The 11,351-nt window shown below is 71.7% G+C and carries 9 protein-coding genes; 1 reads left to right on the forward strand and 8 read right to left on the reverse strand.

Annotated elements, in window-relative coordinates; genetic code table 11:
* Positions 1 to 5: 5 nt before the first annotated feature.
* From NE235_RS14600 to dacB, 7 genes are all read right to left on the reverse strand, one after another.
* Complete coding sequence (locus tag NE235_RS14600; RefSeq protein ID WP_252802929.1) at positions 6 to 1,745, reverse strand: phosphatidylglycerol lysyltransferase domain-containing protein; 1,740 nt, start codon at positions 1,743 to 1,745, stop codon at positions 6 to 8.
* Between the two features lie 179 nt (positions 1,746 to 1,924).
* A complete protein-coding gene (gene folE / locus NE235_RS14605) occupies positions 1,925 to 2,521 on the reverse strand; it encodes a GTP cyclohydrolase I FolE (RefSeq protein WP_252802931.1) in 597 nt (198 codons plus the stop codon).
* The gene (ftsH, locus tag NE235_RS14610) at positions 2,518 to 4,533 is read right to left on the reverse strand and encodes an ATP-dependent zinc metalloprotease FtsH (RefSeq protein ID WP_252802933.1); all 2,016 of its coding nucleotides are present in this window, start codon (positions 4,531 to 4,533) and stop codon (positions 2,518 to 2,520) included. Before ftsH ends, folE begins: the two co-directional genes overlap by 4 nt.
* A 191-nt stretch (positions 4,534 to 4,724) precedes the next feature.
* Positions 4,725 to 5,297, reverse strand: a complete 573-nt coding sequence (gene hpt / locus NE235_RS14615; protein WP_252802935.1) for a hypoxanthine phosphoribosyltransferase — start codon at positions 5,295 to 5,297, stop codon at positions 4,725 to 4,727.
* 59 nt (positions 5,298 to 5,356) lie between these two features.
* Complete coding sequence (gene tilS / locus NE235_RS14620) at positions 5,357 to 6,352, reverse strand: tRNA lysidine(34) synthetase TilS (RefSeq protein WP_252802938.1); 996 nt, start codon at positions 6,350 to 6,352, stop codon at positions 5,357 to 5,359.
* 105 nt (positions 6,353 to 6,457) lie between these two features.
* The gene (locus NE235_RS14625; RefSeq protein ID WP_252803149.1) at positions 6,458 to 7,567 is read right to left on the reverse strand and encodes a zinc-dependent metalloprotease; all 1,110 of its coding nucleotides are present in this window, start codon (positions 7,565 to 7,567) and stop codon (positions 6,458 to 6,460) included.
* A gap of 178 nt (positions 7,568 to 7,745) precedes the next feature.
* A complete protein-coding gene (gene dacB / locus NE235_RS14630; RefSeq protein WP_252802940.1) occupies positions 7,746 to 9,125 on the reverse strand; it encodes a D-alanyl-D-alanine carboxypeptidase/D-alanyl-D-alanine endopeptidase in 1,380 nt (459 codons plus the stop codon).
* A gap of 106 nt (positions 9,126 to 9,231) precedes the next feature.
* Between dacB and NE235_RS14635 the strand changes: the two genes are divergently transcribed.
* Positions 9,232 to 9,720: an inorganic diphosphatase gene (locus NE235_RS14635; RefSeq protein WP_252803152.1), complete on the forward strand. Its 489-nt coding sequence runs from the start codon at positions 9,232 to 9,234 to the stop codon at positions 9,718 to 9,720.
* Here the strand turns inward: NE235_RS14635 and NE235_RS14640 are convergent.
* Positions 9,692 to 11,239, reverse strand: coding sequence for a C40 family peptidase (locus NE235_RS14640; protein WP_252802942.1), 1,548 nt, complete (start codon positions 11,237 to 11,239; stop codon positions 9,692 to 9,694). The two genes, NE235_RS14635 and NE235_RS14640, sit on opposite strands and share 29 nt — an antisense overlap.
* Between the last annotated feature and the right edge of the window lie 112 nt (positions 11,240 to 11,351).

Consider the following 11,351-nt stretch of genomic DNA (forward strand, 5'->3'; position numbering starts at 1 on the left):
CAGAATCACGGACGTTTCAGACCGGGGATGCGCAGGCGCGGCCAGACGATGAACGCCTCGGCCTCCAGCGCCGCCAGGGCGATGCGGGGCGCGTCGTTCAGGCTCGGATAGACGAAGAACCTCGGCTGCCACACCGGCTGGAACTTGGCGTTGAACTTGTACAGCGACTCGATCTGGAACCAGCGGGACAGGAAGATCAGCAGGCCGCGCCAGGCCTTGAGGACGGGACCGGCGCCGATCCGCTCGCCACGGGCCAGCGCCGCGCGGAACACCGCGAAGTTCAGCGAGATCCGCTTGACGCCCAGGTCCGAGGCGGCCTTGAGCGCCTCGACGATCAGGAAGTCGTTGAGACCGGGCTGCGCGGACCGGTCGCGGCGCATGAGGTCCAGGGACAGGCCGTCCGCGCCCCACGGCACGAAGTGCAGGATGGCGTGCAGTTCGCCGTCCTTCGTCGCCGTCGCGACCACACAGTCCTCGTCGCCGGGCTCGCCCACCCGGCCGAGCGCCATCGAGAAGCCGCGCTCGGTATCGGTCCCGCGCCAGGCGTCCGCCCGGGCCCACAGCGCCCGCAGCTCGTCGGGGGCGAAGTCCTTCTCGCGGCGCACCTCGGCGGTGTAGCCCTGGCGGGCCACCCGGTTCACCATCTGCCGGACGTTGCGCATCGTCCGGCCCTCCAGGGAGAACTCGGCGGCGTCCACGATCGCCTCGTCGCCGAGCTCCAGCGCCGACAGGCCCGTGTCGCGGCACCAGATCTCCGCGCCGAGCTCGCTGCAGCCCATCACGGCGGGCGCCCAGGCGTGCCGGGCCGCCTCCTCCAGGAACGCCTGGATCGCGCCGGGCCACGCCTCCGGGTCGCCGATCGGGTCGCCCCCGGCCAGCATCACGCCGGACACCACGCGGTAGGTGACGCACGCCTTGCCGGTCGGCGACCAGATCACGCTCTTGTCGCGGCGCAGTGAGAAGTAGCCGAGCGAGTCGCGGGCGCCCTGCCGGTCGAGCAGGGCCCGGATCCGCTCCTCGTCCTCGGCGGACATCGAGGGGGCGGGCTCGGCCGGGCGGAGGAACAGGAACGCCGTCGTACCCGCGGTGAACAGGCCGAGCGAGCCCAGGATCAGGCTGAGCAGGTCGTTCCGGCCGTCGGAGACGAACGTCACCGGCCCGGAGACGCCGAACAGACCGCCGAGGACGTGCCACAGCCGCTCGGAGAAGGTGTAGTCGCGGACGAGACCGTGCCGGTTCACCGCGATGAACAGCAGGCCGACCCCGACGCTGGCCGCCGCGAGGAACGACCCGACCCACAGCGCCCGCCACCGCGTGCGCGGGTCGCCGGTGGCGTAGAACTCGTCGCGGAGGTACAGCAGCGCCCCCAGCATCGCGGCCGCGACGATCGCCGACAGCGCGAAGTCCTTGACGACATGGGAGACGATCGTGAAGGCGAGCAGGCCGACCACCGCGCGCCAGGCCCGGCGCTTACGGCGGCGCAGGCCGTGGGACAGCAGGAGCAGCAGGAACCCGGCGACGAGCGTGGCCGTACGGGCCGCGTTGTTCACCGAGCCGGGGACGTACTCGTCGAGCCGCACCATCCGGCGGTGCCACTCGGGGAGCAGGGCGCCGACGACGTCGTGCAGGCCGATCAGGAACGACAGCCATCCGGCCACCGCCGGTACCCAGCGCCGCCGCAGGCGGCGTTCCAGCGCGCCCTCGCCCGGCTCCGGGCGCGCCGGCGCTTCCTGCTTCGTCCCCATCACGGCCCCACAGCGTCGTCGTCCGGGCGTGCCCGGTCTGCCATCAGCACCGACATCGGCTCCTCGGCGTCCGGGCCGCAGTCTCCCGCGATGCGGGACTACTCGTTCGACGATTGGTCAAGGCATGGAGTTCGCCGCGAACCCGTTCGGTGAGGAGGCCGTCACCCTGGGGAGAGGTGTCAGCGGCCGAGGATGAGGCTCATCGCCTCCGCGCGGGTGCTCGGCGACTCGCGGAAGTCGCCGCGCACCGCCGACGTCACCGTCTTCGCGCCGGGCTTGCGGACGCCGCGCATGGTCATGCACAGGTGCTCGGCCTCGATGACGACGATCACGCCGCGCGGCTTCAGGAACTCCATCAGCGCGTCGGCGACCTGCGACGTCATGCGCTCCTGCACCTGCGGCCGCCGTGCGTACACGTCGACGAGCCGGGCCAGCTTGGACAGCCCGGTGATCTGGCCGCGGGCGTTCGGCGTGTAGCCGACGTGCGCGACGCCGTGGAACGGCACGAGGTGGTGCTCGCAGGTGCTGTACACCTCGATGTCCTTCACGAGCACCATCTCGTCGTGGTCGGCGTCGAAGACGGTGGTGAGGACGTCCTCGGGCCGCTGCCGCAGGCCGGCGAACTGCTCGGCGTACGCCCGGGCGACCCGCGCCGGGGTGTCGAGGAGCCCGTCGCGGTCGGGGTCCTCCCCGACCGCGAGCAGGATCTCACGGACCGCCTTCTCGATCCTTGCCTGATCGATCGGCGGTCCGTGCGGGGTGAGCTCCTCGGTCACGCGCTGCCTTCGGAGTCGCTGTCCTGGTGGGTCTCACCGAGCGCCGGGCGGGACGAACCGCTGCCGTTGCCCTGGGTGAGGTCCTGGACGTCCTTCGGGCCGAGCAGCGCGAGCTCCTTCGGCGTCAGCACCGGCGGGCGGTCCGACGGGAGCCGCTTGCCGTAGCCGCTGTAGGACGGGGCGGCCGGCCGCTTCTGCACCGGCTCGAAGATCTCCAGCACCTGGGCCTTGGAGAGGGTCTCCTTGTCCATGAGCTGGAGCACCAGGTTGTCGAGCACGTCGCGGTACTCGACGAGGATCTCCCACGCGATGTCGTGCGCGGACTCGATCAGGCGACGGACCTCGTCGTCGATCGCCGAGGCGATCTCCTCGGAGTAGTCACGGTTGTGCGACATCTCCCGGCCGAGGAACGGCTCGCCGTTGCCCTCGCCGAACTTGCGGGCGCCGAGGCGCTCGGACATGCCGTACTCGGTGACCATCTTGCGGGCGATCGAGGTGGCCTTCTCGATGTCGTTGGCCGCGCCGGTGGTCGGCTCGTGGAAGACCAGCTCCTCGGCGGTACGGCCGCCGAGCAGCATCGCGAGCTGGTCGAGCATCTCCGACCGGCTGGCGAGGAACTTGTCCTCCATCGGCAGCGTCATCGTGTAGCCCAGCGCCTGCCCACGGGACAAGATCGTGATCTTGTGCACGGGGTCGGCGTTCGGCAGCGCGTGCGCCACGAGCGCGTGACCGCCCTCGTGGTAGGCGATCGTCTTCTTCTCCCGGTCGGACATGACCCGGCTCTTGCGCTCCGGGCCGGCCATGACCCGGTCGATCGCCTCTTCGAGGGTGTTCATGTCGATCTGCTTGCGGTCCATGCGCGCCGTCAGCAGAGCCGCCTCGTTGATCACGTTGGCGAGGTCGGCGCCGGTGAACCCGGGCGTACGGCGGGCGATGGTGTCCAGGTCGACGTCCGGGGCGAACGGCTTGCCGCGGCCGTGCACCCGCAGGATGCCCTTACGGCCCTCCAGGTCCGGCCGGTCGATGACGATCTGCCGGTCGAAACGGCCCGGGCGCAGCAGCGCCGGGTCGAGGATGTCCGGCCGGTTCGTCGCGGCGATCAGGATGACGCCGCCCTTGACGTCGAAGCCGTCCATCTCGACGAGCAGCTGGTTCAGCGTCTGCTCGCGCTCGTCGTGACCGCCGCCGAGACCGGCGCCACGGTGCCGGCCGACCGCGTCGATCTCGTCGACGAAGATGATCGAAGGGGCATTCGCCTTGGCCTGCTCGAACAGGTCGCGGACGCGGGAGGCGCCGACACCGACGAACATCTCCACGAAGTCCGAACCGGAGATCGAGTAGAACGGCACGCCCGCCTCACCGGCGACCGCGCGGGCCAGCAGCGTCTTACCGGTACCGGGCGAGCCGTAGAGCAGCACGCCCTTGGGGATCTTCGCCCCGATCGCCTGGAACTTGGCGGGGTTCTGCAGGAACTCCTTGATCTCCTGCAGCTCCTCGATCGCCTCGTCCGCCCCGGCGACGTCCGCGAAGGTCGTCTTGGGGGTGTCCTTGGTGACCAGCTTGGCCCGCGACTTGCCGAAGTTCATCACCCGCGAGCCGCCGCCCTGCATCTGGTTCATGATGAACAGGAAGATCAGCACGACGACGACGATCGGCAGGAAGCTGAACAGCAGGCTCAAGAAGACGTTCTGCTTCGGCACCGAGGTGTTGTAGCTCTTCAGCTGGCCCGCGTCGGCCTTCTGCTGGAGCAGCTTGGCCAGGTCGTTGCCCTGGCCGCTGACCCAGGAGGCCTGCATCTGCTTGCCGTTGTTGAGCTTGACCTCGATCCGCTGATCCTTGTCGATGATCTGGGCGGACTTGACCTGGTTGTTCTGGATGGCCTGGACGACCTTCGAGGTATCGGCCTTCTCGTACGAGCCGCCGGGATTGATCCCGTACATGACGAGGAGCACCAGCGCCCCGAAGGCCAGAATCCACAGCAACGGCCCGCGAAAGTAGCGCTTCAGATCCATTTATGCGGTGCCCCACGATGGGGCCCGTCCCTCCTGACCAGCGTCTCCAAGACCCCGCCGCGAATGCGCCGAGGCGGCCTTCCCGAGTGTGGCTCCCCGCGTTGCAGCCGGGATACCGAAGGTACACCGGTCTCACGGAAGACCGCAGCACGACGACCGGTGCCCTACTTCGCAACTAGCAACGTACTAAGCTAACCCTCTTGTTCCCCACTTCCACCGTAGACGTGTGGGGCAAGTGTTCCGACGAACGGAAGGTTGCGGTAGCGCTCGGCGTAGTCGAGGCCGTAGCCGATCACGAACTCGTTCGGGATGTCGAACCCGAGGTACTTCACGTCGACCTCGATCTTGGCCGCGTCCGGCTTGCGCAGCAGCGCGCAGACCTCGATGGACGCGGGGCCGCGCGACTCCAGATTGCTCATCAGCCAGTGCAGGGTGAGCCCCGAGTCGATGATGTCCTCGACGATCAGGACGTGGCGGTCCATGATGTCCGCGTCGAGGTCCTTGAGGATCCGTACGACGCCGGAGGACTGGGTCCCGGAGCCGTACGAGGAGACGGCCATCCAGTCCATCGAGACGGGCGAGCGGAGCGCGCGGGCCAGGTCGGCCATGACCATGACCGCGCCCTTCAGCACCCCCACGAGCAGGATCTCCCGGCCCGCATAGTCGGCGTCGATCTGGGCTGCGAGCTCCCGGATCTTGCTCTGGAGCTCCTCCTCCGAGATGAGCACCTTTTCGAGATCTGCCCGCATGTCCGTTTCGTCCACCGCAGAGCCTTTCGCGATCATGACATCCACTTCACGCCCGCCCGGAAACTCCGGGTTGCCTACTTATCGGAGGATTCGGACGGCCCGAAGAGCAGCTTTTCATACCTCCGCCACGCCCTGACGCGGCCGGGTAGGTCCACGTGGGACTGGCCCCGCCACGCCGTGACGAGGGCGTCCACCGCGTCGACGTGGACCGCCGCCAGGGTCCCCGGCGGACTGCCCGCGGCGATCGCCGCCCGGCGCAGGAGCCGCGTGCGCACCGCCCGCGGCAACCCGGCCAGCACCCCCACGGCCAGCACGGCCCCGGCACCCCCCGCCTCCTCGGCTTCCCGGAGGGCGCGCTCGGCCCAGGCGTCGAGGGCGTCGGCGTCGTCGCGCAGCATCCGCGCCGTACGGGCCAGGGCGGCCGCCACCCCCGGCCCCAGCTCCTTCTCCAGCAGCGGCAGGACGTTCCGGCGGATCCGGGACCGGGTGAACGCCGGGTCGTCGTTGTGCGGGTCCTCCCACGGGTCCAGGCCCATCGCCAGGCAGGCGCGGCGGACCAGGTCACGGTCGAGGTCCAGCAGCGGCCGGCGGTAGCGGCCCGCCGTCCCCGCCATCCCGGCCAGCGAGCGGGCGCCCGAGCCGCGCGCCAGACCGAGCAGCACCGTCTCGGCCTGGTCGTCCCGTGTGTGCCCGAGCAGGACCACGGTGGCGCGGTGCCGCGCGGCGGCGTCGGCGAGCGCGGCGTACCGGGCGTCACGGGCGGCGGCCTCGGGACCACCGGACGTCCCCACCGTCACGCGTACGGCCTCGGCCGGCTCCAGACCGAGCCGCGCCATCGCCCGTACGACCCCGGCGGCGCGCTCGGCCGAGCCCTCCTGCAGGCCGTGGTCGACGGTGACGCCACCCGCCCGATGGCCGGATCTGGCCGCCTCGAAGGCCAGCGCCCCGGCCAGGGCCAGCGAGTCGGCGCCGCCGCTGCACGCGACGAGCACCAGGTCGCCCGCGTCGATCTCGCGGAGGGTGCCGCGGACCGCGAGGCGTACCGCCGCGACCGCCGGATCAGGTCCCACGGTCCCATTCTCCAGCGCGACGCCGACCCGAGGGGCGTCTTGGCACCATTCACCCCCGTACGGCGCCGCCCACCGCCCCGGAGACGGCACCCGGGCGCCTCGGGGTCACTCGGCGGGCGGCAGCTCCGGCTTGCCGACCACCCGGCCGATCCACAGGGCGGGATCCTTGATCTCTGCGTGCGTCGGCAGCGTGTTCGGGGACGTCCAGACGCGGTTGAACTGCTCCATCCCGACCTGCTCGATCACGGTCCGGACGAACTGCGAGCCCTCGGCGTACTGCTTCATCTTCAGGTCGAGGCCGAGCAGGCGGCGCATGACCCGGTCCACCCCGGACCCGCCCTCGCGGCGGTGCTGGAACTTGGCGCGGATGTCCGCCACACTCGGCACGACCTCGGGACCGACGGCGTCCATCACGTAGTCGCCGTGCCCCTCGGCCAGCGTCATCACGGCGGTGAGCCGGTCGAGGATCTCCCGCTGCTCCGGCGTCTGGATCGCGTCGATGAGGTTGCCCTCACCCCCGCGAACCGCGTCCGCGACGGCCTCGCCCACGTCGCGCAGCCGATTCAGCAGCGCTCCGGGATCGAGGTCGGCGGCGAGCAGGAACGCCGTCATCTGGTCCTGGACGTACGCGCGCAGCCACGACACCGACGCGAACTGCGCCCGGTGGGTCTCCTCGTGCAGGCACACCCACAGCCGGAAGTCGCGGGTGTCGACGTCCAGCTCCTGCTCGGCGTGCACGATGTTGGGCGCGACCAGCGTCAGCCGCCCCGTCGGCGCGCGGCCCGTCGGGTCCGGCGGCAGGAACAGCTCGTACTGGCCCAGCACGCGGCTGGCCATGTACGCGAGGATGGCCCCGACCTGAGCCCCGGTGACCCGCGAGCCCACGGCCTGGATGACCGCGCCGCCGGCGCCGCCGCCGATCCCGCCGAGCATCCCGCCGCCGCCCCTGCGCTCCTGCAACTGCTCCATCAGGGGTTCGAGCACGACCCGGAAGCCGTCGACGTTCGCCTTGATCCACCCCGGCCGGTCGACGACCTTGGCCGGAGACGGGTCCAGCCCCCCGTCCATCCCGGTGAACTCGCGGACATGGCCCTGCGCGGTCCGCGACAGGTCTCTCAGCTCGGCGACGACCTGGCGGGCCTCGGTGGGGCTCACCTGTGGTCCCGAGCGGACGAGGCGGGTCCCCGTCTGTACGGCGACGTTCCAGTCGATCATGGATGCTGGCATCACGTAACCTCTCCGGCCGGGCACCTCTAACCGTACGTCCCCGCTCTTCCCGGGGGCATGCCCATATCCACCCAACGCGCGGACGGCCCCGATCGACTCCCACCGGCGGCCGCCGGAGAGGTCGGCGCGGTCCCGCAAGGCGGCGGACCGGCTCCCCGGGGAGCGGTCAGCGGCAGCCGCAGGTCGCGAGACTGCCGGCCAGGCCGTCCAGCGCGGCCAGCGCGGCGCTGGGGTTCGCGACGTGGTTGGCCATGAAGGCGAACGCGAGCAGCCGGCCGTCGGCGTCGTACACGACACCGGCGAGGGTGTTCACACCGTTCAACGTGCCGGTCTTGCCGCGGACGAGGCCGAGCCCGGCGGCGGAGGAACCGGCGTGGTAGCGGCCGGCGAGGGTGCCGGAGAAGCCGCCGATCGGCATCCCGGACATGACCGAGGCCAGCTCAGGGTGGCCGGGGGAGGCCGCGGTCACGAGGAGCCGGGCCAGGGCGTTCGGGGTGATCCGGTTCCTGGGCGACAGGCCGCTGCCGTCGACGGTCGCGACGCCGTTCGCGAGACCGAGGCCGGCCAGGGCCTCGTGGACGGCCGCGGCTCCCCCGGCGAAGGACGCCGGCCGGTGCCGGGCGAGGGCCACCTGACGGGCCATCGCCTCGGCCACGTCGTTGTCGCTGTTGGTCAGCAGCTGCTCCACCAGCGCCGAGACGGGCGGGGACTGGACGGCGCCGAGCTGCCGGGCGCCCCGCGGCGCGGTCGTCTGGGACCCGAGGGTCGCGGAGATCCCCTGCTTGCGCAGGAGGCTCCGGAACGCGTCGGCGGCGATCCGAGGCGGGTTCTGCACGCGGACGTGCGAGGTCGGGGCCACCCTGCCCTCGTCCACCTCCAGTGCCCACACCGTCGACACGTCGCCCTCGCCGACGTAGTTGGGCTTCCAACCCGGGCCCATCTGCTTGCCCTGGAAGAGGGACACGTCCCAGTCGACGCGCACGCTGCGGGTGCCCGCCGCCTTCAGCGAGGCCGCCGTCTGCTTCGCCAGGTCGGTCAGCGAGGCCGGGCGCGGGTAGGCGTTCTTGCCCGGCGCACGGGTCAGCGTCGGATCGCCGCCGCCGACGAGGATGACGCCGCCACCGCCCTTGACCACCTTGGTCGTCAGCCGGTGCCCCGGCCCGACGGCGGCGAGCACCGCCGTCGAGGTGACCAGCTTGGTCGTCGAGGCGGGAACCGCCGGCTTCTCGGCGTTACTGGCGTACAGCGCCCGCCCGGTGCTCACGTCGATCACGGTGCCGGAGAGGTTCGCGCCCATCCCGGCCTGCTCCATCAGGCCGTCCAGCCGGGACGTGAGGCTGCCCGAGCTCGGCGCCGGCGCATTCGCGGACGTCGGGCTCAGCGCCGGTGCCGCCGCCGTCAGGATCGTCCGGTCTGCGACGGTTGGAGGTCGTACCGCCAGGGAACGGTCCGGTGTGAGCTTGACCACTGCGAGCGCGGCGGCGACAAGGAAGACGTTCAGGAGCGCCAGTGTGAGCATGGCCACGACGCGCTCAGGCCTCGGCATGTGCGCCCCTCCCCCATCGTCGTGCACTCACCACGGTGCGAGATCCTTGTACGAGCCAACATCCAACCAGAACTACCTCGGCCCGCCCCGGGGAGCGGAGGACATTGTGGAATTCGACGTCACCATCGAGATCCCGAAAGGCCAGCGAAACAAGTACGAGGTGGACCACAAGACCGGCCGGATCCGGCTGGACCGGATGCTGTTCACCTCGACCCAGTACCCCGCCGACTACGGATTCATCGAGAACACGCTAGGCGAGGACGGCGACCCGCTCGACGCCCTGGTCCTGCTGCAGGAGCCGACGTTTCCCGGTTGCCTGATCCGCTGCCGCGCCGTCGGGATGTTCCGGATGACGGACGAGGCGGGCGGTGACGACAAGGTGCTGTGCGTGCCCGCGACGGACCCGCGCATGGAACACCTGCGCGACATCCACCACGTCTCCGAGTTCGACCGGCTGGAGATCCAGCACTTCTTCGAGGTGTACAAGGACCTGGAGCCCGGGAAGTCCGTCGAGGGCGCGAGCTGGACCGGTCGTGCGGAGGCCGAGGCCGAGATCGAGCTGTCGATCAAGCGCGCGGCACAGCACGGTCACTGAGCGGCACCGCGGCGACGGGGCGGGTGGCTCCGGCGTAATCCGGACGGAACGCCGGAGATATCCGCACGCGTGCGCCGGTGAACGGCGCCTCCACCATCTGCCCGTTCCCGATGTAGATCCCGACGTGGTGGATCGTGCTCGGGTCGGCGGGATTGTGCGCGAAGAAGACCAGGTCCCCCGGGCGCAGGTCGCCGCGTGACGGGTGCGGTCCGGCGTTGTACTGCGTGGTCGCGTAGTGGACCAGCCGGACCCCGGCCTTCGCCCAGGCGTACGTCACCAGGCCCGAGCAGTCGAACCCCACGGTCCCCGCCCCCTGCGCGATCCCCCGGCTCGGCCCCGCCTCGTTGCCCCCGCCCCAGGAGTACGGCGTGCCGAGCCACTTCAGCGCGGCGGACGCGGCGACGGACCCCGGGTCGGAGCTCCGGGCGAGCCCGCGAACGAGCGCCCGGACACCGGCGGCGCCGAGCCGCGTTCCGGCGGACGCCACCTGATGAAGCGACGTGCCGGCGGTGAGCACCTGGTGAGACGACGCCCCGGCCGGAACCGACCCTTCTGACGACGTCCCCGTGGGAGGGACCTGCTGGGCCGGGGCCCCGGCGGGCACGACGTGATGGGACGAGACGGTCCGCTCGGTTCCCGGGCGCGCGAGGCGTGCCTGGTCCACGGCCGCGAGCCGGGCCTCTTCGAGGGCCGCCACGCCCGCCCGGACCGCCTCCAGTTCGGCGACGAGGGCGGCCTTCCGCTGCTGAATCCGCCGTACCGCCTTCTGCTGGCGCGTCACCGCCGCCACCGCCGCCTGCCGGGCGTCGGCGGCGCTACGCACCGCCTCCTCCTGGGCCGCGAGCGCTTCGCGCGCCTGACGTTCGGAGACGTCGGCGGCGGTCTTGGCGGTGGCCTCCCGCCGCAGCAGGGCGCGCCCGCGATCGGCCGGGGCCTGCCTCGGCGTCGCCCGCGTGAGGAATCCGGCGAGTCCCCCCGCCCCGGCCGGAGCCGCAGCCTTGGACGCCACGTCGCCCCCGCCTCGGTAGGCGCCGACCGCCATCCTCGCCGCGTCGTCACGGATCTGCGCGTGGCGGTGCCGCGCCTGCGCCGACCGCCACGCCGCCGCCCGGTACGCCGCCTTCGCCCGGTCGAGTTCGACGCGCTCGGCGTTGTAGCGCTCGACGGCGCTCTCCGCCTGGACGCCGAGATCGTCGAGCAGCGCGTCGGCCTGGGCGAGTTCGGCGCTGATGCGGCCGAGCCGGGCGGTCTGCGCGCGCACCCGCTCCCTGCCCCGCGCGACGTCGCGCGCGGTGGACCCGCCGTCCGCGCCCGAAGCCGACCGGCCGCCCGGCGCGGACCGGATGTCCGGAGCCGACCGGACGTCCGAGGCGGAACGGCCGCCCGAAGCGGCGCCGGGAGCAGCGCCGGAAGCGGCGCTGGGAAGGACGTCGGCGTCGGCCGGGCCGACGGGTTGACCGGCCATCGCGCACGTCGCGACCACCACGGCGCCGAGCCGGCGCCGGACAACAGCTGACAAAGTGCCCCCTCGGACCCCGTTCCGCGTGAGCGATCTGTCACTTGGTTAGCCCCAGTGGTCACAAGAGAAACACCGGTCACAGTCGTGTTTTCCTCAGGTCACCCCCGACACG

The sequence above is a fragment of the Actinoallomurus spadix genome (assembly GCF_024055725.1).
GTDB classification, from domain to species: Bacteria; Actinomycetota; Actinomycetes; order Streptosporangiales; family Streptosporangiaceae; genus Actinoallomurus; species Actinoallomurus spadix.